Here is a 20,735-nt window from a genome sequence, read left to right on the forward strand (position 1 = left end):
GGCGTCGACCGCTCAGCGGGTTCGCTCGTAAGCGGTAAACAGGTCGCTGCCAAGCGGCCGGGTGTCGACGAGGCGCCAGCGACCATGGGCGCCCGACAGGTCCGATAGGCCGATATCGCCGATCGCGGACAGTCCCTCGCCGATGACAATGGGCGCACGGTAGATCTCCAGACGGTCGACCAGATCGTGCGAGAGAAAGGCGGCTGCGGTCTCGGCACCACCCTCGACATAGAGGTAGAGTATGCCGTCGAGGGTCGCTATTTCAAGCGGATCGGCGAGCGTATCGACACCTTCCGGAGCTGGTCCGCGGGACAACAAAATCCGCCGGGGACTGCGGTTTTCGACGCCGGGAAGGCGCACGTCGAGGCGCGGCGCGTCGCTCCGCCAAGTGCCGCCGCCGACGAGGATGGCATCGCTTTGTGCGCGGCGGGCATGGACATGGTTGCGTGAGACCTCTCCGGTGATCCAGCGGCTCGATCCGTCGGCGAGCGCAATCTTCCCGTCGAGCGACATGGCAAGTTTCAGCGTGACATGCGGACGACCGGATCGCCGTTGCATCAGATAGCCGGCAAGGCTTTGATAACACGCCTCATTTTTGACAAGGCGCACCCTGATCCCAGCCGCTTCGAGCCGCTTTATGCCGGCGCCATCGGTCCGGGAATCGGGGTCGCGGCAGCCGATAAAGACCTCCGAAACGCCCGTTTCGACGAGCAGATCGGCGCAGGACGGACCGCGCGGGGAAGCATGGGCACAGGGCTCCAATGTGACGTAAACGCTCGCGCCCTTCGCCAGATTTCCGGCTTCTTTCAATGCGTTAGCTTCTGCGTGAGGCCGCCCGCCGGCGCTTGTCCAGCCGCGACCCACAATGGCACCAAAACGGACCACAACTGCACCTACGCCGGGGTTAGGCGCGCTTAAAGGCCGTGAGCGAGCAGCGAGCCGCGCCGCAGCGGACAGCCAGCGCGCATCCTCTCGTGAAGAGGTCGTTTCTATTGCGCTCCTCCGTCCGGCGCGACCGAACCTGCGGCAGCATCACCGGCATTGGCTGCGGCATCGTTTTCGCTCGCGGCTTCTGCCGCGCGTTCGGCCTCGATCTCGGCTTCCATCGCGTCGACGTCGATCCCGGTTGCCCGGCCGAGCGTGCGATAGAGTTCGCGCTGGCGTTCGGCACGTCGTTCGGCTTCGGCGCGCAGGGCGTCCTGCCGTGCCTGGTTCGCCTCGATATTGGCGATGATCTCTTCCTCGCTGCGTCCTTCGGCAAAGGTCGAGATGTAAGTGACCTCGGGCCGGGCGGGCGGGCCGCGCAATTCCTCGTGCCCGACGAGCCAGATGAGCGTGCCGGTCATGCACATCGAGGCGATGAGGATCGGCCAGCGATAGGGGTTAGGGCGACGAAATTCGTGCCAGAAATCGGCAATCCCGGCCTTGGGATTGTACTTGCTGATCATGCGCATTGGCTGAAGATAAGGGCGATCGCACAGAAGGCCAAGGGGATAGGGCGATCGGCCGCCTAGCCGAAATCGATATAGAGGTCCGGTCCGTTCGCCTTTAGCCAGCGATTGGCCGCCGGCAGGTCACCTTCGTAGATGTCCGCGAGCAGAGCGTGAAAGCGTGGCGAGTGATCGAAGTGCACCAGATGCGCGACTTCGTGCGCGACGACTGAGCGACGAACCGCGTCGGGCGCCTGCACCAGCCGCCAGTTGACCCGAAGAGTGCCTTTCGACGAGCAACTGCCCCAGCGGCGCTTTGCCCGCGAAAGGGCAAGGCGCGGCACGGCGACGCCCGCCGCATGGCAGTAATGCTGCAAATCAGCGCTCATCAAGGACGTCGCCTCGCCTTCGAGCCACTTCCCGAGCCGCGTAGCGACGCCTTCCTGCGGTCCGCCCAGTTCTAGACGCATCGGCCCTTCATCGTCGAACAGCAGGCGCGGATTACGCGGCCAACCCTCGCGGCGTTCGAAGGGCAGGGGAGATCCGCGATAAAGGACGGTTCCGCCGGCCATCGGTTCGCGCATCGCCCGGCGCTTGGCCAGCTGCTGCGCCAGCCAGTCGCGGCGGCTTTCGACGAACCGGATCGCCTCGGCGCTCGGCACGCGCGTCGGCAGGGTGACTTCCACCGCACGACCGTTTTCGGCAAGCCGCATGATGAGACGCCGGGCGCGCGGTTTGCGGGTCATGAGGATCGGCAGTGTTTCTGAGCCGACGACGACGCTCGGATCGGTCGCGGCATGGCGCAGCCACTCGATCATGCGCGCCGGGTCCTGCGCCCACCGTGCGGCTCGTCCTCGTCATCCTCGGCATCCCCTAAGAAATCGCGCCATTCGACCACATGGTGCTCGATCGGTCCGGCATCGTTCTCGCTGATGACGCGGCCCGCTGCCGAAACGCCGGCCTTGATCGCCGCTTCGGGATCGCCGGTGAGCAGGGGGTGCCAGTCGGGAATGGAGCGTCCTTCGGCCCGGCGGCGATAGGCGCAGTGGTCGGGCAGCCAGTTGATCGTATAGACGTTGCTGAGCGTCAGTCGCAGGCAATCGGGAACGAACGCCCGCCGGTGCCGGTAATTCGTGCAACGCGCGGTATCGCAATCCAGCAGCTTGCAGGCGACGTTGGTATCCTCGATCTCTCCGGTATCGGCATCCTCGACCTTGTTGAGGCAGCAGCGGCCGCATCCGTCGCACAATGCCTCCCACTCGGCCCGCGTCAACTCGTCGAGTTCGAGCGTCCAGAACTGGTCTCTCAGCGCACCCATTGTGCCAGTTCCGCCGCCACCGCTTCGGCACCCTCGTCGGTGGGCAGGGTGGTGATCGGCTCCCCATCCGGCCCGAACAGCATGGTGATGTTGCTGTGGTTCATCAGATAGCCGCCGCCCGCGCTGGTTTCCCCGCGCGAATAGAAGACGCCGAACTTCTTTGCTGTCGCGGCAATCTCTTCCTCGCTGCCCGTCAGCCCGATGAGGCGCGGATGGAAATTCGCAGTGAACTCTTTCACCACTTCCGGCGTATCACGCTCAGGATCGATGGTGACGAATAGCGGCTGCACCTGTGCCGCGCGCTCGGGGTCCTGCTCCTCGAAGGCCTTGAGGCCCGCCATCGCGCGTTGCACGTCGGTCGGGCAGACATCGGGGCAATAGGCGTATCCGAAATAGATCGTGCGATATTGCCCGTCGAAATCCTGCCAGCTGACGGGCGTGCCGTCCTCTCCGGTGAGAGTGAAGTCGCCGCCGAGGCTAGCTCCGGCAAGGGGCGGTTCGCCGGCAGGCGCGTCATCTGCCGGTCCGGCGGCATCGTTGCAGGCGGAAAGCAGGAGGGCGGCGGCGAGGATGGATATTGTGCTGAAACGCATGACAGGGCGGTTCATGGTCTGCTAACGGCGCGGTTGCAAGAGACTATGACAGCGCCATCGCTTCGCGCGGGGGGTGCAGACAAACCGGGGCCGACAGCAGGATCGACATATCGTGAAACCGACCAGAACCTTCGCCATCCTCCTCCTTGCCGCGACGGCAGCGCTGTCGAATGCGGTTCCCGCGGCTGCCCAGCGAGTATCGGAAGGCCATGCCTTCCTCGAGGCGGTGCGCGACCGCGACGGTACGAAAGTCACCGACGCGCTCAACGAACCGGGCTCCACGGTCGTCAATGCCCGCGACATTTCCAGCGGAGAGACGGGTCTGCATATCGCGACGAAACGGCGCGACGTGACGTGGATTCGCTTCCTGACGAGCCGCGGCGGGGACCCGAACATCGCCGACAAGAAGGGTGTGACGCCTTTGCAGATCGCCGCAAGCCTTGGCTTCGCCGATGGCGTCGAGGCACTCGTCAAGGCTGGCGCCGATGTCGAGAATGCCAATGCTGCTGGGGAAACGGCGCTTATTTCTGCGGTTCACCGGCGCGATTCCGGGCTCGTAAGGATGTTGCTGGACAACGGCGCGAGCGCCGACCGCGCCGACAATTCCGGGCGCACGGCGCGCGATTATGCGCGGCTCCAGGGGGAGCGGGGCATCATGATGCAGATTATCGAGCAGTCGGACGAAGCGCGCAGCGGCAAGGGCGAGGCGGTCCAGTACGGACCCAGCCTGTAACGTTGCGCATTGCATAAAGCATGACCGATACCCTTACCGAAGCTGCAACCCTTCCCGCCGAAACCGGCGAAGCGATCCCGATCGCCGACCAGACGCTCGACGAACTGCGCCTGACGCTGGCTCCCGCCATTGCGGATTCCGCCGTCTTCGATGGCTGGGGAGGCGAAGCGCTCATAATGGCGGCGGAAATGGAAGGGGCCGATCCCGATGTCGCGCGGCTCGCCTTTCCCGGCGGGGCGATGGACATGATCGGCGCGTGGATCGAGCGGATCGACCGCGACATGGCGCGCGAGCTGCCGCAAGCGAAGCTCGCAGAGCTGAAGATTCGAGAGCGTATTCGCACGCTTGTCCAATACCGGCTCGACGCGGTCGACGGACAGGAAGAGGCGTTGCGCAGCGCGCTCGCCATCATGGCGATGCCGCAGAATGCCCCGCGTGCGCTGAGGACCGGATGGCACAGCGCCGATGTCATGTGGCGGCTCGCCGGCGATACGGCGACCGATTACAACCACTATACGAAGCGCGCGATCCTTGCCTCGATCTATGGTGCGACACTGGCCGTGTTCGTGAATGACGAGACGATGGACAAGTCGGAGACCCGCGCCTTTCTCGATCGGCGGATCGACGGGGTCATGCGCTTCGAGAAGGCGAAGGCGAAGTTTCTGGGCGGCCGCGCTGACCGCGACCGGTTCAGCGTGACTCGCTGCCTCGGACGCTTGCGCTATCCCGAGACCTGAGCAGCGGACGCGGGGGACAGCTTCCGCCCGGCTCGGGGAAAGGACTATTGATAATCAGTTGCAAAAGCGCGCGGTTTCTGGCAGCGGCGCGAGACATGGACGATCGCCCGACTCTCGACCGGCTGGCTCCGCACCGGGCCGCCCGCATAGCGCATGTCGCATGGGATGACATTCCCAGCGACGATGCGAAGCGCCTGCGCGCACTCGGCATCGACGAGGGGGCGGAAGTCGCGGTCGTTCATCGCGGCATGTTCGGCGGGCGCGACCCGCTGGCGGTGCGCCTTGGCCGGATGACCATTGCGCTGCGCCGGTCCCATGCCGCGGCGATCGCGATTGCCGAGTTCGAGGCGGAAAGCGCCGCCTCGTGAACCCGATGTTTCGCGCCGCGCTCGTCGGCAATCCCAATGCCGGCAAGAGCGCGCTGTTCAACAAGCTGACCGGTGCGCGGCAGAAGATCGCGAACTATCCGGGCGTCACCGTGGAACGCAAGGCGGGGCGCATGACCCTACCCAATGGCGAGCCGGTGGAGCTGATCGACCTGCCCGGCGCCTACAGCTTCGATGCGGCAAGCCCTGACGAGGAAGTGACGCGCGCGGTCGTTCACGGCGAGTTCGCCGGCGAGGCGACGCCCGACGTCATCATCCTGGTGCTCGACGCAGCCAATCTGGAGCAGCACCTCACCTTCGCGCAGGAAGTCATTGCGCTGGGCCGCCCGACGGTCGTCGCGCTCAACATGATCGACCTCGCCGCGCGCGACGGGCTGACGCTCGACCCCGATGCCCTGTCGGAGGCGCTCGGCGTGCCGGTCGTGCCCACCGTCGCAGTACGCAGCCGCGGGCTCGACGAACTGGGCGAGGCGGTCACCGCCGTCCGCAGTGGCCGCGCCCCGGAAGAAGGGCGCACCACACCGCATCTCTTCCACCTCAGCCTGCCCGAGCGGCGTCTGGCCGCCAAGCACATGGCGCGCGGGGCGATCCTTTCGCGCAGCAAGCGCGCGGTGGTCGAGAGCAGCCTCGACAAGGTGCTGCTGAACCCGTGGGCGGGTCCGATCATTCTCTTCGCGTTTCTGTTCATCGTCTTCCAGGCGGTCTTCGCCTGGGCGACGCCGTTTGCCGATGCGCTGGAAGCCGGCGTCGGAGCCGTGTCCGCTGCAGTTACCGGCAATGTGCCGGAGGGATTCTTCCGCGACTTCCTGACCGAGGGGCTGTTCGCCGGCGTCGGCGCGGTCGTCGTCTTCCTGCCGCAGATCGTTATCCTGTTCGCCTTCATCCTCGCGATGGAGATGAGCGGCTACATGGCGCGCGCGGCCTTCATCATGGACCGCATGATGGCGAGCGTCGGCCTGTCGGGCCGCAGCTTCATCCCGCTTCTGTCGAGCTTCGCCTGCGCCATTCCGGGCATCATGGCGACCCGCTCCATCGCGGATACGAAGGACCGTCTGACGACCATCCTGATCGCGCCGCTAATGACCTGTTCCGCGCGCCTGCCCGTCTATGCCGTGGTCATCGCCGCGGTCATCCCGAACACGACCGTCGGCGGCGGAGTGGGGCTTCAGGGCCTCGTCCTGTTCGCGCTCTATATCGCGGGCATTCTGGGCGCGATGGCAGCGGCGCTCGTCCTCCGGCGGACGGTGACGAAAGGCGCGGCGAGCGGCTTCATCATGGAAATGCCGCGCTATCAGATGCCGCTGCTGAAGGACATGGCGATCGGCCTCTGGCAGCGGGCATGGGTGTTCCTGCGCCGCGCGGGCACGATAATCTTCGCAGCGACCATAGCCCTGTGGCTTCTGCTTACCTTCCCGAAGGCCGATCCCGGAGAAAGCCAGGTCGATGCATCGATCGCCGGGCAGATCGGCAACGGCATGGCGGTGCTGGTCGAGCCCATCGGCTTCAACCGCGACATCGCACTGTCTTTGATCCCCGCGATGGCGGCGCGCGAGGTGGCGGTCAGTTCGCTCGGCACGATCTACGCGGTCGAGGCGGAGGACGAGGATGTCGTCGCCGATGCCGTGACCGACCGGATCGCCGCGACCTGGACGCTGCCGACCGCGCTCGCTTTTCTCGCCTGGTTCGTGTTCGCCCCGCAATGCCTCAGCACGATCGCAGTCGCCAAGCGCGAGACGAACGGCTGGAAATGGCCGGTTTTCATGCTCGTCTATCTGTTCGGCGCAGCCTATGTCTTTGCAGGGCTGACCTACTGGCTTGCAGTGTGGCTCGGCCTCTAGCGAGGCATCGCGGCGCTACGCATTTTCCCGCGCTGGTCATGCACATCTTTCCCCGCTAGGCCGGTGGCCAACGGTGCCGCGAATCCCTAAGTCGCGGCGAACAGCAGGAACGAGGAAAATTCGATGGCGGGTAGCCTTAACAAAGTCATGCTGATCGGCAATCTCGGCGCCGATCCCGAAATTCGCAGCTTCCAGAATGGCGGGCGCGTCGCAAATCTGCGCATCGCCACGTCCGAGCAGTGGAAGGACCGCAACACCGGCGAGCGGCAGGAGCGGACCGAATGGCACACCGTTGCGATCTTCTCCGAAGGGCTTGTCAATGTGTGCGAGAATTATCTGCGCAAGGGCAGCAAGGTGTTCGTCGAGGGCCAGTTGCAGACCCGCAAGTGGCAGGATCAGTCGGGCAATGACCGCTATTCGACCGAAGTCGTCCTGCGCGGCTTCAACGGCACGCTCACCATGCTCGACGGTCGCGGCGAAGGCGGCGGCGGTGGCGGCGGGGGCGGCAACTGGAACCAGGGCGGTTCCGGTGGCGGCAATCGCGGCGGATCGTCAGGCTTCGGCGGCGGCTCGGGCGGCGGCTCCGGCAATGACTACGGCGGCGGTTCGTCGGGCGGCTCGAATTACGACGATCTCGACGACGATATTCCGTTCTGATCTCGCCGTTCTGATCGCGCCGTTCTGATCTGGCCGTTCTGATCTGGCAAAGCCGATCCCGGCTTATTTCTGGCGCATGTCAGCCGACGCCCGGCTGCGCGGTCAGTCCTTTTTGAGACCGGCCAGCGCGGCGAAGGGGCCGGTCGCTACCGGCTTGTCGAGCCCGCTTTCCTGCCGCGCGGCATCCGCATCGGGACCGCAGGCGAAGGGATCGATGGCAAGCGCAAGGCTTTGGGCAATTGCTTCGCCCACATCGAACGTGTCGCCCATATAGGCGATTTCGTCATATTCATCCTCGGCCAGTTCGATTTCCTCGTCCTCGTCGAACTCCTGCAGCTTTTCCGCAACGAAGCGGATGCGCACATCCTCGTCGATGCTGACAGGGAACGGCTCGGCCGTGATTGCGCAATTCTGCGTCACCTTGGCCCTGAGCGTGCCCCAGGCAACGATGGCGTCCACATGATCCTCGTCCGGTTCGAATTCGAGTTCGGCCTCGAGCCGCTCGATCGAGGGTATGGCGAAGCGGCGGGCGAGGGCGATGCGTTCCGCCTCTCCGGCGGAGAAGACGACCGGCCCGCCCGGCAGATGCCGAGCCTTCATGGGATATTCCCACTCGTTTCGCTCCGGCAGCTTGGGAAGTTCGGGTTCGGACCCCTCGCTCGTATTTGCGTTCCTCGACCGACTCACAGATCGAACCTTCCCGCCAAGATGTCCTCGTCGCTCGTGGCGGCGAGATTGCCCCGCAATTGCGCAAGATGCTCGGCAAGAACGGGCGCGCGATCTTCCTCGGCAAGCGTCGTATTACGCGTCGCTGCCGCCAGCAACGTCTCGCTGCCCCCGCTGAAGGCTGCGCGATAGGCGCCGAGCCTGCCGCCGAGAACGCTCATCAGCCGCCCGACATGCTTGCCGACAACGACGTCGCCCACGCCGAATTCGCGCAACTGTCCGTCCATGTCTTCGACGAAGAGCTCTGTGAGAAGCGCGGTCTTGCGCGACAGTTCGGGAGAATTCTCCATGCGCAGCACGGTCAGCGAGAGGATGCTCGTAATGATGTCGAAGCGTCCCGCCACGCTGTCCGCGACGCCGGCCTCGCGAAACCAGACTTCCTTGCGCGCCAGGCCGACCACGTGATGCCAGAGCGGGCGCAGTTCCTCGCGCGGATCCTGGCCCGTGCCGAGCCAGCCGGAAATCTTCTTGCCTATCGATAGGGCCATGTCGCGCGTGCTCCATTCACGGGGTTCGTGTGTTCATCGGCAATTCAAGCCTTGCGCGACAGATGGTCACGCAAAGGCTTTCATGCAAGCCGAGGGCGGCGGCGTTGCAAGGCGGCGGTTTGGTCCTTAAAGGACGGCCCGGCATTATCGAGCCCAGCGCCTTTCGAAAGAAAGCCGGGGCGACTTTGGTATCAGCCGCTTTGCCGGCATGGAGAAACGACGGTCGATGACTGAAATTTTGCGTAAATCGGTTTCCGGAAAGGCGCGTCTGGCGCTCGTCGCGCTGGGCGGGGCGGTGCTCGTGTCCGGGTGCGCTTCGATCAGGGAGCAGCGCGGCTTCGTGAATGATCCGCTGCTCGTCAATTCGGTCGCGCCGGGCATCGACAATCGTCGTTCGGTGGAAGCGGCTTTGGGTCGCCCGAGCTTCGAAAGCCAGTTCGGCGAGCCGACCTGGTATTATGTTTCCAGCGCGACAGTGCGCGGACCCTTCGTTCGCCCGCGCATCAAGAACCACTTCGTGCTCGCAGTCCAGTTCGACGATGCGGGCAACGTCGTCTCGGCAGAGCGTTCGGGGATCGAGGACGTCGTCTATCTGTCACCCGATGGCGCGGAAACGCCCACGCTGGGCCGCGAACGCAGCTTCCTCGAAGATCTGTTCGGCAATATCGGAACCGTGGGTGCGCCTGGCGGACCGGGCGGTGCGGGACCCGGCGGTCCGTAGTTCTTCGTAACCAGCCTGCGGGCGGCGCTTGATAAGGGGGACGTGCTTCCCATATCCGCCGCCATGGACAATTCTCGAGCAAGCCACGGCCTCGTCCAGTGGCACGGCACCACCATCATCGGCGTCAGGAAAGGGGACCGCACCGTCGTCGCGGGCGACGGGCAGGTCTCCATGGGCAATACCGTGATGAAGCCCAATGCGCGCAAGGTGCGCCGCATCGGCGAAGGCGACAAGGTCGTTGCCGGTTTCGCTGGTGCGACCGCCGATGCCTTTACCCTGTTCGAGCGGTTGGAAAAAAAGCTCGAGCAGTATAACGGCCAGTTGCTGCGCGCTGCGGTCGAATTGACCAAGGACTGGCGCACGGACAAGTATCTGCGCAATCTCGAGGCGCTGATGATCGTCGCGGACAAGGACAATCTTCTCGTCCTGACGGGCAATGGCGATGTCCTCGAACCCGATGGCGGCATCGCGGCGATCGGTTCCGGCGGCAATTATGCACTGGCGGCGGCGAAGGCCTTGTCCGATTACGAGGACGATCCGGAGAAGATTGCCCGGCGCGCGATGGAAGTCGCCGCCGATGTTTGCGTCTTCACCAATGGCAACGTCACGCTCGAAACCGTCTGATACGGAAGATTTCATGGAAAACCTGACCCCCAAGGCGATTGTCGCCGCGCTCGACGAGCACATCATCGGCCAGAAGGAAGCGAAGCGCGCCGTCGCGGTAGCCTTGCGCAACCGCTGGCGTCGTCAGCGGCTGTCCGACGACCTGCGCGACGAGGTGACGCCCAAGAATATCCTGATGATCGGCCCCACGGGCTGCGGCAAGACCGAGATCAGCCGGCGGCTGGCGAAACTGGCGGAAGCGCCGTTCGTGAAGGTCGAGGCGACCAAATTCACCGAAGTCGGCTATGTCGGGCGCGACGTCGAACAGATTGCCCGCGACCTCGTCGAGGAGGCGATCCGGCTGGAGAAGGACCGCCGGCGGGAGGCCGTGCGCGAAGCCGCATCGAAGGCGGCGATGGACCGGCTGCTCAACGCTCTCGTGGGGGAGAACGCATCGGAGGCGACCCGCGAATCCTTCCGCGAGCGGATCACGCAGAACGCGATGAACGATGTCGAGGTCGAGATCGAAGTGACCGACGCGCCCTCCATGCCGATGGATATTCCCGGGATGGGCGGTAATGTCGGCATGATCGACCTCAGCGACATGATGGGCAAGGCGTTCGGCAAGTCCAACAAGAAGCGGCGCAAGCTGAAGGTTGCCGATGCATGGGACAAGCTGGTCGAGGAAGAATCCGAGAAGCGCATGGACCAGGACGATGTCGCGCGCGTCGCGCTCGCCAATGCAGAGACGAACGGCATCGTCTTCCTTGACGAGGTCGACAAGATCGCGGTCAGCGATGTGCGCGGCGGTTCGGTCAGCCGCGAAGGCGTGCAGCGCGACCTGCTTCCGCTGATCGAGGGAACCACGGTCTCGACGAAATACGGGCCGATGAAGACCGATCACGTCCTCTTCATCGCGAGTGGCGCCTTCCACGTCGCCAAGCCGTCCGACATGCTCCCCGAATTACAGGGCCGCTTGCCGATCCGCGTCGAATTGCGGGCGCTGACTGAAGAAGATTTCGTGCGCATCCTGAAGGAAACCCGCGCCAACCTCGTCTCGCAATATGAGGCACTGCTCGGCACGGAGAAGGTCACGCTGGACTTCCGTCAGGAAGCGGTCGAGCAGGTCGCCAAGATAGCGGCGCGCGTCAACGAGAGCGTGGAGAACATCGGGGCGCGGCGTCTTCAGACCGTGATGGAGCGACTCCTCGAGGAAATCAGTTTCGAGGCGGAAGAGCATCAGGGGGAAACCGTGACGATCGATGCGGCCTATGTTCGCGAGCGGCTGGACGATCTGGCGGGCGACACCGACCTGTCTAAATATATTCTCTAAGCCTTGTTTCCCCTGCGGCAATCGGCATACCAACTTATTAAGTTTCCTGCTGCAACCGAGTGAAACTTTTTGTCGCCCATTCCGTTGTGGCGGCAGGACGCAGGCAAGTTGCACCTTGGGGACATAATCTTACATGACCATCCAGTTCGAGCGACTTCTCGGTGCATCGCCGAACCCTTACGTTCTTCTCGATCGCGATCTCGTCATTGTCTGGATGAACGATGCCTATCTCCAGGTCACGATGAGTCGGCGGGAAGAGATCATCGGGCGGAAAATGTTCGACGCCTTCCCAAGCGAGGAAGGGACCGAGAGCCACGATCTGCTGGCAGAGTCCTTCGCTCGGGTGATCGACACTTGCGAAGCTGACGAAATCGCGCTCATCCGGTACGATATCCAAAACGAGGATGGCGGGACCGACGTGCGTTACTGGAGTGCGACGCACACGCCCATCTGCGACGACGGAGAGTTGCGCTTTATCTTGCAGCATACCGTCGACGTGACGGAACTGGAGGAGTTGCGGCAAGCGCGCGACGGGATGAGTCTCATCCGCCGGGCGAATGCCGTTCAAGAGCAAAACCGCAGCCTTCAGGAAGAGACGAAGCGCCTTAACCGGATGTTCGACCAGGCGCCCGGTTTCACCGCTGTGCTTCATGGTCCGAACCACGAGTTTGCCATGGCAAACGATGCTTATCGCCAACTCGTCGGGCGACAGGATCTGGTCGGCCGCCGCGTCAAGGACGTCTTGCCCGAAGTGATCGATCAGGGTTTCATCGACATTCTCGACAACGTGTTCGCGACGGGTGATGCCTATCTCGGGCGGCAGGAAAAAGTTCTCCTGCAGCGCGAAGGCGGAACCGAGCCTGAGCTGAATTACCTCAATTTCATCTTCCAGCCCGTATTCGACGAGGAGGGCGTCGTTCGCGGGATCATCATCCAGGGTTACGACGTCACCGAAGAGGTCGAGGCGCAAGAGCGGCAAATGCTGCTCGTCAACGAACTCAATCACCGGGTGAAGAACACGCTCGCCATCGTGCAGGGACTTGCCATGCAGTCCTTTCGCAAGTCGGGCGCAGACGTCGAACGCTCGATCTTCGAAGCGCGCCTCAAGACGCTCGCGGCTGCCCACAATCTCCTGACGGAAGCGAACTGGCGAGCGGCCTGCGTCGAGGAAATCGTGACGAGATCGGCCGAGGCGACCGTCGGCGAAGCGGTCGAGCGCATGACGATCGCAGGGCGCTCGGTTCGCCTCCCGCCGCAAAGCGCCGTCTCGCTGGCGATGATCGTGCATGAGTTGTGCACCAATGCCCTCAAATACGGCTCGCTTTCGAACGACCGGGGGACGGTGGCGATCGACTGGTCGGTCAGTACCGATGAAGAGACCGCCGAACTGTGCCTCAACTGGAAGGAGCGCGGCGGACCTCCCATCGCCGAACCGGAAAGCGTCGGTTTCGGCACGCGCCTCATCACGCGCGGTCTGTCGGATCGCTACGGCGGCCACGTCCTGCTCGATTACGAGGGCGACGGCTTGCGTTACGAACTGCGAACCCAATTGGAGCTGGCATGAAACTGGCGGGCAAGAACATATTGCTGGTCGAGGACGAGGCCATCATCGGTTTTGCACTCGAGGACATGATCAGCGAGGAAGGCGCAAACACGCAGCTCGTGGGCAGCGTGAAGGAAGGCGAGGACGCGCTGGAGAACAATGCGTTCGACATGGCCGTCGTCGATGTCAATTTGAACGGCGGCTACAGCTATCCGCTGGTCGATCGCCTCGTCGAGGCAGGCTGCACCGTAATCTTCGCAACGGGGTATGGCGGAACGACCCACCCCGAACGCTTCGCGATGACGCCGACCGTCAGCAAGCCTTACGACCTTGCCTCGATCCTGGCTGCGCTGGACCGGGCAAGCCAGTCGGCCTGATACCGCCAGCCGCCTCTAGGCATATCAAGGGTGCGGCGCGAGGCTGGTTTCGACGCCGGTCTTGTCGGTCAGCGCGAACTTGTCGACCAGATCGGTGCTGGCCTCGTTGAGGCCGAGGACCTGAACGCTGCGACCGTTGCGGCGCATCCGTTCGACGACCTTGTCGAGTGCGCCGATCGCCGAGATGTCCCAGAAATGCGCCTTGCTCACGTCGATCACGACGTGATCCGCCGGATCGGGCGCGGCGCTTTCCGGTCCGAGCATGGCGACGAAGCGGTCGACGCTGGCGAAGAAGATCTGGCCGCGCACCTCGTAGATTGCCTCGTCCGCCTCGCGCCGCCGTACGACATCGAACATCCTGCGCACCTTTCCGGCAAAGAAGATGCCGGACAGCAGGACGCCGAGCAGTACGCCGATGGCGAGATTGTGCGTGGCGACGACCGCCGTGACCGTAGCGAGCATGACGATGCTCGACGGAAGCGGATGGTGACGCAGATTCGGAATCGAGTTCCAGCTGAACGTGCCGATGCTCACCATGATCATCACTGCGACAAGGGCAGGCATCGGGATGCGACCGACTACGGGACCGAGAAGGGCGAGCAGCAAGAGTAGCGTGACGCCGGCGGTCAGTGTGGAAAGCCGCGTGCGCCCGCCGCTCGTGACGTTGATGACGGATTGGCCGATCATCGCGCAGCCGCCCATTCCTCCGACGAGAGCGGCGGCCACGTTGGCGATGCCCTGACCGGCACATTCGCGCGGCTTGTTGCTGTCGGTATGCGTCATGTCGTCGACGATCTGCGCGGTAAGCAGCGATTCGAGGAGGCCGACCGCGGCCATCGTCAGCGAATAAGGCAGGATGATGCGCAACGTCTCGAGCGTCAGGGGAACGTCCGGCCATACGAAATAGGGAAGGCCTTCGGGTATTTCGCCCATGTCGCCGACCGTGAACACGTCGAGGTCCAGCCCGATGCCAAGGGCGCTCAACACGACGATCGCGACCAGCGGGGAGGGAACGGCCGTCGTCAGGCGCGGCAGGAGATAGATGATCGCAAGGCCGCCCGCGACCATCGCATAGGTCACGATCCCGACATCGATGAGGAACGGGATCTGCGCCATGAAAATGAGGATCGCCAGCGCATTGACGAAGCCGGTGATGACGCTGCGGCTGACGAACTGCATCAGCAAATCGAGGCGCAGGATGGCGGCGATACCCTGGAATATGCCCATCAGGATGGTGGCCGCGAAGAGATATTCGACGCCATATTGATCGACGAGCGGCACGACGACGACCGCCACGGCTGCGGTCGCTGCCGAAATCATGCCCGGCCTGCCGCCCGTAAAGGCGATCACGATGGCGATCGCGATGCTCGCATAGAGGCCGACACGCGGATCAACGCCGGCAATGACGGAAAAGCCGATCGCTTCGGGAATGAGCGCCAGCGCGACGACGATCCCTGCAAGAATGTCGGCGCGCAGGTTCGAGAACCAGTCGCGCTTGATCGAATTGAACTTGCTGGCCGAGGGTGCGGCTGGCTGGGGCATGACGATTGTCCGGAACAGATGTGAGTTTATCTTCGCGTGCGGGCGAAGATCAGAAAGGCGCGGCTCTAGCGATGTCTTAAGGAGGCGCAACCCTTTCGCCTCGATCGCTCAGAGGAAGGTGACGGCTTCCTCGGTCAGGGTAAAGGTGACCGGGCCTTGTGCGATTACGTCGCCATCCGCCTGGATTGCGGTGTCGGAGGCGCAGCGAACCTCGATGCGATCGGCTTCCAAGAAATGCCAGCGCCCGTGGGGTATGCGCGATCCCGTCAGGGCATAGGTCAGCAGCCGGACGATGTCCCGTCTGCGCGCGTGGGGAAGGGCGAGCGCGCGCAACTTCTCGTGCTCCAGCCGTGCCTGCCGGTCGAGTGTCCACGGTCCCGCATAGAAGCGGCCGCGCAAAACGAACAGCGCCTCTGCCGCGACCGGCTCGCCATCGATCGTCAGGGCGAGCGGACGGCGCGGCCAGTCCTTCAGCAAAGAAAGAAGGGCCGCGACATAGGCGAAGCGCCCGATCTTCAGCTTCAGCTCTTCGGAAACGACCGCGACCGTCTGCGCGTCGAAGCCGATCGAGGCGCAGGCTAGAAACAGCGTGTCGTCGAGCCTTGCAAGGCGAGTGACCGTGCGCGCCGCCGGGTTCTCGATACGCGCCGCAAATCGCTCCGGATCGCGGGGATAGTTCAGCTCGCGGGCCAGAAGGTTGATCGTTCCAATGGGATAGATCGCAAGCGGCGGCAAATCTGCCGGATGGCGTTGCGACCCGATGACGAGGCGCGCCGTTCCGTCTCCGCCCGCCATGACGATGCAGTCGAACTTTTCTGCATCGCGCGCCGCATCGAACGCATCACCGCCGAAATGGCTGATATGATGTCCGCGTTGCGTCAGAACTTCAGCCAGGCGCTCGACGCGCGCCATGCGCCGCGGGGCAAGTCGCATATTGTAGACGAGTGCAATTCTCATTCCGCCGCCTGCTGGCGATCCCCGGTTTCGTCGTCCTCGTTCAGGTCGTCGTCTGCCAGTTGCTGCATCCACATCGCTGCGTAAAGACCGTCCTGCGAAAGAAGTTGGCCATGCGTCCCGCTTTCCACCAGTCGTCCCTGTTCCAGGACGAGGATGCGGTCGGCGTCGGCAATCGTCGAGAGACGGTGCGCGATGGAAAGGGTCGTGCGGTCCTCGCTCACGCGGCGCAAGGTCTTGAGGATGTCCCGCTCGGTCCGCGTATCGAGGGCGCTCGTCGCTTCGTCGAGGATAACGATGGGCGGATCTTTCAGCAGCGTGCGCGCAATGGCGACGCGCTGCTTTTCTCCGCCGGAAAGCTTCAAACCGCGTTCGCCGACCGGCGTCTCGAAGCCAAGCGGCAGATGTTCGATGAACGGCAGGATCGCCGCATCGCGGGCCGCCGCCTCGACCTGTGCATCGCTCGATTGTTCGCGGCCATAAGCGATATTGTAGCGCAGCGTATCGTTGAACAGCACGCTGTCCTGCGGAACGATCCCGATATGGCTTCGCAAACTGTCCTGCGTCACCTGCGCGATGTCCTGCCCATCGATGAGGATGCGACCGGACTGCGGATCGTAAAAGCGGAAAAGAAGGCGCGCGATGGTGCTCTTGCCCGCACCCGAGGGGCCGACGATCGCCACCCGGTGTCCGGCGGGCACTTCGAAGCTGAGACCATGCAGGACCGTGCGTTCCTCGTCGTAGCCGAACACGACGTTCTCGAAGGCGATGGTCGGCTGGCGAACGACGAGCGCGGGTGCGCCGGGCGCATCCTCGACCTCGATATCGCTGTCCATCAGGCGAAACATCTCGCCCATGTCGATCAGTCCCTGCCGAATCGAACGATAGACCCAGCCCAGCATGTCGAGCGGGCGGAAGAGCTGCATGAGATAGGTATTGACGAAGACGAGGTCGCCGACCGTCAGATTGCCGCGGCTCCACCCCCATACGGTGAAAGCCATAGCGCCGGCCATGAGCGTGTTCGTGATGACCGCCTGCACCACGTTGAGAAGGGCAAGCGAATTTTCGGACTTGATTGCCGCGCGCGCGTAGGCGCGGGCCGCCCCCGCATAACGTTCCTCTTCGCGCCTTTCCGCGCCGAAATACTTCACCGTTTCGTAATTGAGGAGCGAATCGACCGCCCGGTCCAGCGCCCGCCCGTCGAGCTCGTTCATCTCGCGCCGCAATTTGGTACGCCATTCGGTGATCCAGCGGGTCACGGCAATGTAGGCAACCACGGTGAAGGCGGTTGCGGCAACGAGTTCCCAGCCGAAATTCAGATAGAAGATGACGCCGACCGCGATCAGCTCGATGAAGGTCGGAGCGATGTTGAACAGCAGGAAGTAGAGCATCGAATCGATGCTCTTGGTTCCGCGCTCGATGGTCTTCGTGACTTCGCCGGTCCGCCGCGAGAGGTGAAAACGCAGCGAAAGCCGATGGAGCCGATGGAACACTTCCTGCGCAAGGTTGGCGGTCGCTTCCTGCCCGACCCGCTCGAACGAAACGTTGCGCAAATTGTCGAACAGGACCCCGCCGAATCGCCCGAGCCCGTAAGCGAGCACGAGCGCCAGCGCTATGCCGACCGCTTCGCCGGTCCGCTCTGCCATCGCATCGACCGCCCCTTTATAAGCATAGGGCAGGGCAAGAACGACCGCCTTGGCCGCCAGAACACAGATGATCGCAATGACGATGCGCCGCTTCAGTTGCGGTTTGTCCGCCGGCCACAAATAGGGAAGAAAGCGCCGCAGGGTGGCCCAACCATCGGTTTCGCGGCGGTCGGAAGGAAGGCTGGTATCGGGTGGCATCGAGCCTTCAGGTGGCTATTCGCCGCACGTTAGGCAATGACCCGTGTCCTGCGTCACGAAGGACGGAAGACTTTCGTCAGGGTTGACCGATCATTCCGGGATAGTTGCGCGGGCGAAGATCGCTTGCGGTCATGACGCTGTCGGGAAGGTCGAAAAAGACGCGGCGCGTGCTGAAGTCGATAGCGATCCGGTCGAACATCCTGAGGCTGGCGATGCCGAGGATAAGCGCAGGTCGGTCCTCCAGCGAAAGGGCGGCAAAGGCAGGACTGTCGACGAAACCGATGGGAACGGAACGCAATTCGAACTGTCCGATGCGCAACTTGCCGGCCAGTTTCGTGAAACCGCTGTAATTGACGCCGTGAACGTCGGTTTCCGAAAGTGTTTCGGACGCTCTTTTGCGTAGCCGCCGTTCGAGCGCGGCATTGCCGATCGAGCGCGAAGCCCCGGTATCGATCATGACCGCCGTCTTGATGCCGTCGATTCGCGCATCCGTGATGATCATCTGATTATTCCGGCTGCGCGCGCGCACGACGATCTCGTAAGGGTTGCCGCCGGTCTCGAGCGGAGCATCGGTCACGCTGATCCGATCCTCGCGAAAGTCCACGAGCACCCGCAGGTCCTGCAGACTGTCGAGGCCGAGGATACCGTCCGCGCCGACATGCTCGCGCTCGAGGATCGGACTCGACAGATTATTGACGCGGCGGTCGGCGAATTCGAGTGCGTCGAGTTCGACCAGATCCACAATCTTGCTGCTGCCGGTGGCCACGACCAGCGAACGGCCGATGAAAGGCAATGCGAGACGCTCCGATACGGAACCGGTAACGACCGTCGCCTGCGCGCCGGTATCGACGAGGAAACGGTAAGGACCTTGTCCCCCTATATGGACCGGGACGGTGAGGCGGCGATAGCGGTCGCGCCAGGCTTCGATCTCGGTGACGTCGGGAACGTCATTCTCTGTAGCCGCTTCCTCTTGCGATTGCGCCTGCGCCAAAGCGCGCGCGACGATCTCGTTCTCATACGTATCGCCATGTGGTGGCGGCGCTGCGTTCGTCCGCTGTGCCGCATGAGTGACCGAGCCAGCTGCCATCCCGATAGCGAGAAGCGGGCAGGTCCAGCGGGAAAGGGCAATTCTGATCATCATGCGCGATTCCTCTCTTTGAGGGCGTTTGTTGAGCGGCGATGGAATCGCGCCCTTCCTCGTCCTCGATCGCTATTTTAGCACAGATACGCGGCGCCTGCGGCACAACCGCGTACTGAGTGGGCGAACGCAGGCGGCGGCAGCAGGCCGGCAAGGCCTTGCAAAACGACCGCGAACGCCCATCTTAGTTCTCGAAAGGGCGGATTTCTGCGGCTTTCGGAAAATATCGCAGTTTTTTGAAATAAAATTGCAATTAGGCGTTGACCGAATCCGAAGGCCCACATATATGCCCTCTCACCGACGCGGCGCTGACGGTTTCAACCGGCCTCGCAAGCAACGGTCGCCAACATAAGTGGACAACCGGCCCCCGGTGTAAATCGGGGAACAACAGTTGTCCGCGTTTTAATGTTGGATGGCTCTTTGACATCGTTGATTTATGATGAAGGGACATGTGGGCGACGGCGCCCAGTCCGGGGACCTCAAGGCTCCGTGTACTGGTTAACTTAAGCCGATTGCCGCATCCTTCCGGGCACCACGCCTGGTCGGTATGTAAAGCATGTCCATTCGTATCCATTACGTTTGACAGTGCAGGTATCGGCTCCTTGAAGCTCATGCCTTGCAGGCTGGCGATCCTCGTGATCGTGCTTGCTTGGTGTGTGACACAAACTTGAGAGTTTGATCCTGGCTCAGAACGAACGCTGGCGGCATGCCTAACACATGCAAGTCGAACGAACCCTTCGGGGTTAGTGGCGCACGGGTGCGTAACGCGTGGGAACCTGCCTTTAGGTTTGGAATAACAGTTAGAAATGACTGCTAATACCAAATAATGTCTTCGGACCAAAGATTTATCGCCTTTAGATGGGCCCGCGTTGGATTAGCTAGTTGGTGGGGTAAAAGCTCACCAAGGCGACGATCCATAGCTGGTCTGAGAGGATGATCAGCCACACTGGGACTGAGACACGGCCCAGACTCCTACGGGAGGCAGCAGTGGGGAATATTGGACAATGGGCGAAAGCCTGATCCAGCAATGCCGCGTGAGTGATGAAGGCCTTAGGGTTGTAAAGCTCTTTTACCAGGGATGATAATGACAGTACCTGGAGAATAAGCTCCGGCTAACTCCGTGCCAGCAGCCGCGGTAATACGGAGGGAGCTAGCGTTGTTCGGAATTACTGGGCGTAAAGCGCACGTAGGCGGCTTTTTAAGTCAGAGGTGAAATCCCGGGGCTCAACCCCGGAACTGCCTTTGAAACTGGAAAGCTAGAATCTTGGAGAGGCGAGTGGAATTCCGAGTGTAGAGGTGAAATTCGTAGATATTCGGAAGAACACCAGTGGCGAAGGCGACTCGCTGGACAAGTATTGACGCTGAGGTGCGAAAGCGTGGGGAGCAAACAGGATTAGATACCCTGGTAGTCCACGCCGTAAACGATGATAACTAGCTGTCCGGGCTCATGGAGCTTGGGTGGCGCAGCTAACGCATTAAGTTATCCGCCTGGGGAGTACGGTCGCAAGATTAAAACTCAAAGGAATTGACGGGGGCCTGCACAAGCGGTGGAGCATGTGGTTTAATTCGAAGCAACGCGCAGAACCTTACCAGCCTTTGACATCCTAGGACGGTTTCTGGAGACAGATTCCTTCCCTTCGGGGACCTAGTGACAGGTGCTGCATGGCTGTCGTCAGCTCGTGTCGTGAGATGTTGGGTTAAGTCCCGCAACGAGCGCAACCCTCATCCTTAGTTGCCATCATTTAGTTGGGCACTTTAAGGAAACTGCCGGTGA

General features: G+C 62.7%; 21 protein-coding genes and 1 rRNA gene (1 of these 22 cut by a window edge). 11 read left to right on the plus strand and 11 right to left on the minus strand.

Going from position 1 to position 20,735, the window contains the following annotated elements:
* Window positions 1–12: 12 nt before the first annotated feature.
* From ribD to GRI38_RS00280, 5 genes are all read right to left on the minus strand, one after another.
* Window positions 13–993 carry a bifunctional diaminohydroxyphosphoribosylaminopyrimidine deaminase/5-amino-6-(5-phosphoribosylamino)uracil reductase RibD gene (ribD, locus tag GRI38_RS00260; protein ID WP_337191258.1) on the minus strand — a complete coding sequence of 327 codons (981 nt, stop codon included), beginning with the start codon at window positions 991–993 and terminating at the stop codon, window positions 13–15.
* Complete coding sequence (locus GRI38_RS00265) at window positions 990–1,448, minus strand: hypothetical protein (RefSeq protein WP_160681044.1); 459 nt, start codon at window positions 1,446–1,448, stop codon at window positions 990–992. Before GRI38_RS00265 ends, ribD begins: the two co-directional genes overlap by 4 nt.
* A 62-nt stretch (window positions 1,449–1,510) precedes the next feature.
* A complete protein-coding gene (locus tag GRI38_RS00270; protein WP_160681045.1) occupies window positions 1,511–2,248 on the minus strand; it encodes a M48 family metallopeptidase in 738 nt (245 codons plus the stop codon).
* On the minus strand, window positions 2,245–2,748 hold the full coding sequence (locus tag GRI38_RS00275; protein WP_160681046.1) for a YcgN family cysteine cluster protein: 504 nt from the start codon (window positions 2,746–2,748) through the stop codon (window positions 2,245–2,247). The genes GRI38_RS00270 and GRI38_RS00275 overlap by 4 nt, the downstream gene beginning before the upstream one ends.
* On the minus strand, window positions 2,736–3,341 hold the full coding sequence (locus tag GRI38_RS00280; RefSeq protein ID WP_237487288.1) for an SCO family protein: 606 nt from the start codon (window positions 3,339–3,341) through the stop codon (window positions 2,736–2,738). The genes GRI38_RS00275 and GRI38_RS00280 overlap by 13 nt, the downstream gene beginning before the upstream one ends.
* 112 nt (window positions 3,342–3,453) lie before the next feature.
* Between GRI38_RS00280 and GRI38_RS00285 the strand changes: the two genes are divergently transcribed.
* The 5 genes from GRI38_RS00285 to ssb all read left to right on the plus strand — a co-directional run bounded on the left by GRI38_RS00285 (window position 3,454) and on the right by ssb (window position 7,692).
* On the plus strand, window positions 3,454–4,074 hold the full coding sequence (locus GRI38_RS00285; protein WP_337191206.1) for an ankyrin repeat domain-containing protein: 621 nt from the start codon (window positions 3,454–3,456) through the stop codon (window positions 4,072–4,074).
* Between the two features lie 20 nt (window positions 4,075–4,094).
* Entirely contained in the window at window positions 4,095–4,811 is a 717-nt protein-coding gene (locus tag GRI38_RS00290) for a COQ9 family protein (protein ID WP_160681048.1), read from the plus strand.
* A 95-nt stretch (window positions 4,812–4,906) separates the two neighbouring features.
* A complete protein-coding gene (locus GRI38_RS00295) occupies window positions 4,907–5,179 on the plus strand; it encodes a FeoA family protein (protein WP_160681049.1) in 273 nt (90 codons plus the stop codon).
* A 5-nt stretch (window positions 5,180–5,184) separates the two neighbouring features.
* Window positions 5,185–7,035: a ferrous iron transporter B gene (gene feoB, locus GRI38_RS00300; RefSeq protein ID WP_202389865.1), complete on the plus strand. Its 1,851-nt coding sequence runs from the start codon at window positions 5,185–5,187 to the stop codon at window positions 7,033–7,035.
* A gap of 123 nt (window positions 7,036–7,158) precedes the next feature.
* Window positions 7,159–7,692: a single-stranded DNA-binding protein gene (ssb, locus tag GRI38_RS00305; protein WP_160681051.1), complete on the plus strand. Its 534-nt coding sequence runs from the start codon at window positions 7,159–7,161 to the stop codon at window positions 7,690–7,692.
* Window positions 7,693–7,794: 102 nt separating this feature from the next.
* Here ssb and GRI38_RS00310 read toward each other — a convergent pair whose 3' ends face one another.
* Complete coding sequence (locus GRI38_RS00310; RefSeq protein WP_337191207.1) at window positions 7,795–8,379, minus strand: YceD family protein; 585 nt, start codon at window positions 8,377–8,379, stop codon at window positions 7,795–7,797.
* Window positions 8,376–8,906, minus strand: a complete 531-nt coding sequence (locus tag GRI38_RS00315) for a ubiquinol-cytochrome C chaperone family protein (protein WP_160681052.1) — start codon at window positions 8,904–8,906, stop codon at window positions 8,376–8,378. Before GRI38_RS00315 ends, GRI38_RS00310 begins: the two co-directional genes overlap by 4 nt.
* A 226-nt stretch (window positions 8,907–9,132) precedes the next feature.
* On the opposite strand from GRI38_RS00315, the gene GRI38_RS00320 reads away from it, so the two are divergent.
* The 5 genes from GRI38_RS00320 (at window position 9,133) to GRI38_RS00340 (ending at window position 13,483) form a co-directional block, all read left to right on the plus strand.
* On the plus strand, window positions 9,133–9,627 hold the full coding sequence (locus tag GRI38_RS00320; protein ID WP_160681053.1) for an outer membrane protein assembly factor BamE: 495 nt from the start codon (window positions 9,133–9,135) through the stop codon (window positions 9,625–9,627).
* A 63-nt stretch (window positions 9,628–9,690) separates the two neighbouring features.
* Window positions 9,691–10,251, plus strand: coding sequence for an ATP-dependent protease subunit HslV (gene hslV / locus GRI38_RS00325; RefSeq protein WP_160682358.1), 561 nt, complete (start codon window positions 9,691–9,693; stop codon window positions 10,249–10,251).
* Between the two features lie 13 nt (window positions 10,252–10,264).
* A complete protein-coding gene (gene hslU / locus GRI38_RS00330; protein ID WP_160681054.1) occupies window positions 10,265–11,563 on the plus strand; it encodes an ATP-dependent protease ATPase subunit HslU in 1,299 nt (432 codons plus the stop codon).
* Between the two features lie 133 nt (window positions 11,564–11,696).
* Window positions 11,697–13,127 (plus strand): sensor histidine kinase, encoded by a 1,431-nt coding sequence (locus GRI38_RS00335; protein WP_160681055.1) that lies wholly within the window; start codon window positions 11,697–11,699, stop codon window positions 13,125–13,127.
* Window positions 13,124–13,483: a response regulator gene (locus GRI38_RS00340; protein WP_160681056.1), complete on the plus strand. Its 360-nt coding sequence runs from the start codon at window positions 13,124–13,126 to the stop codon at window positions 13,481–13,483. The genes GRI38_RS00335 and GRI38_RS00340 overlap by 4 nt, the downstream gene beginning before the upstream one ends.
* Before the next feature lie 24 nt (window positions 13,484–13,507).
* Here GRI38_RS00340 and GRI38_RS00345 read toward each other — a convergent pair whose 3' ends face one another.
* From GRI38_RS00345 to GRI38_RS00360, 4 genes are all read right to left on the minus strand, one after another.
* Window positions 13,508–15,025 carry a SulP family inorganic anion transporter gene (locus GRI38_RS00345; RefSeq protein WP_160681057.1) on the minus strand — a complete coding sequence of 506 codons (1,518 nt, stop codon included), beginning with the start codon at window positions 15,023–15,025 and terminating at the stop codon, window positions 13,508–13,510.
* Window positions 15,026–15,133: 108 nt separating this feature from the next.
* Complete coding sequence (locus GRI38_RS00350; protein ID WP_160681058.1) at window positions 15,134–15,982, minus strand: diacylglycerol/lipid kinase family protein; 849 nt, start codon at window positions 15,980–15,982, stop codon at window positions 15,134–15,136.
* Window positions 15,979–17,823, minus strand: a complete 1,845-nt coding sequence (locus tag GRI38_RS00355; RefSeq protein ID WP_160681059.1) for an ABCB family ABC transporter ATP-binding protein/permease — start codon at window positions 17,821–17,823, stop codon at window positions 15,979–15,981. Before GRI38_RS00355 ends, GRI38_RS00350 begins: the two co-directional genes overlap by 4 nt.
* 76 nt (window positions 17,824–17,899) lie before the next feature.
* Complete coding sequence (locus GRI38_RS00360) at window positions 17,900–18,964, minus strand: retroviral-like aspartic protease family protein (RefSeq protein WP_160681060.1); 1,065 nt, start codon at window positions 18,962–18,964, stop codon at window positions 17,900–17,902.
* A 660-nt stretch (window positions 18,965–19,624) separates the two neighbouring features.
* On the opposite strand from GRI38_RS00360, the gene GRI38_RS00365 reads away from it, so the two are divergent.
* Window positions 19,625–20,735 (plus strand): 16S ribosomal RNA (locus GRI38_RS00365) (it continues 378 nt past the right edge of the window).

It is taken from the genome of Parapontixanthobacter aurantiacus, assembly GCF_009827635.1.
Lineage (GTDB): Bacteria > Pseudomonadota > Alphaproteobacteria > Sphingomonadales > Sphingomonadaceae > Parapontixanthobacter > Parapontixanthobacter aurantiacus.

Bases quoted from the DNA above. Each gene is read 5' to 3' on its own strand.
- GRI38_RS00355 (WP_160681059.1), bottom strand. From the start codon at position 17,823: ATGCCACCCGATACCAGCCTTCCTTCCGACCGCCGCGAAACCGATGGT.
- hslV (WP_160682358.1), top strand. From the start codon at position 9,691: ATGGACAATTCTCGAGCAAGCCACGGCCTCGTCCAGTGGCACGGCACC.
- GRI38_RS00345 (WP_160681057.1), bottom strand. From the start codon at position 15,025: ATGCCCCAGCCAGCCGCACCCTCGGCCAGCAAGTTCAATTCGATCAAG.
- GRI38_RS00290 (WP_160681048.1), top strand. From the start codon at position 4,095: ATGACCGATACCCTTACCGAAGCTGCAACCCTTCCCGCCGAAACCGGC.
- hslU (WP_160681054.1), top strand. From the start codon at position 10,265: ATGGAAAACCTGACCCCCAAGGCGATTGTCGCCGCGCTCGACGAGCAC.
- GRI38_RS00265 (WP_160681044.1), bottom strand. From the start codon at position 1,448: ATGATCAGCAAGTACAATCCCAAGGCCGGGATTGCCGATTTCTGGCAC.
- GRI38_RS00270 (WP_160681045.1), bottom strand. From the start codon at position 2,248: ATGATCGAGTGGCTGCGCCATGCCGCGACCGATCCGAGCGTCGTCGTC.
- GRI38_RS00360 (WP_160681060.1), bottom strand. From the start codon at position 18,964: ATGATGATCAGAATTGCCCTTTCCCGCTGGACCTGCCCGCTTCTCGCT.
- GRI38_RS00275 (WP_160681046.1), bottom strand. From the start codon at position 2,748: ATGGGTGCGCTGAGAGACCAGTTCTGGACGCTCGAACTCGACGAGTTG.
- GRI38_RS00320 (WP_160681053.1), top strand. From the start codon at position 9,133: ATGACTGAAATTTTGCGTAAATCGGTTTCCGGAAAGGCGCGTCTGGCG.
- ssb (WP_160681051.1), top strand. From the start codon at position 7,159: ATGGCGGGTAGCCTTAACAAAGTCATGCTGATCGGCAATCTCGGCGCC.
- GRI38_RS00350 (WP_160681058.1), bottom strand. From the start codon at position 15,982: ATGAGAATTGCACTCGTCTACAATATGCGACTTGCCCCGCGGCGCATG.
- GRI38_RS00315 (WP_160681052.1), bottom strand. From the start codon at position 8,906: ATGGCCCTATCGATAGGCAAGAAGATTTCCGGCTGGCTCGGCACGGGC.
- feoB (WP_202389865.1), top strand. From the start codon at position 5,185: ATGTTTCGCGCCGCGCTCGTCGGCAATCCCAATGCCGGCAAGAGCGCG.
- GRI38_RS00335 (WP_160681055.1), top strand. From the start codon at position 11,697: ATGACCATCCAGTTCGAGCGACTTCTCGGTGCATCGCCGAACCCTTAC.
- GRI38_RS00295 (WP_160681049.1), top strand. From the start codon at position 4,907: ATGGACGATCGCCCGACTCTCGACCGGCTGGCTCCGCACCGGGCCGCC.
- GRI38_RS00340 (WP_160681056.1), top strand. From the start codon at position 13,124: ATGAAACTGGCGGGCAAGAACATATTGCTGGTCGAGGACGAGGCCATC.
- GRI38_RS00280 (WP_237487288.1), bottom strand. From the start codon at position 3,341: ATGCGTTTCAGCACAATATCCATCCTCGCCGCCGCCCTCCTGCTTTCC.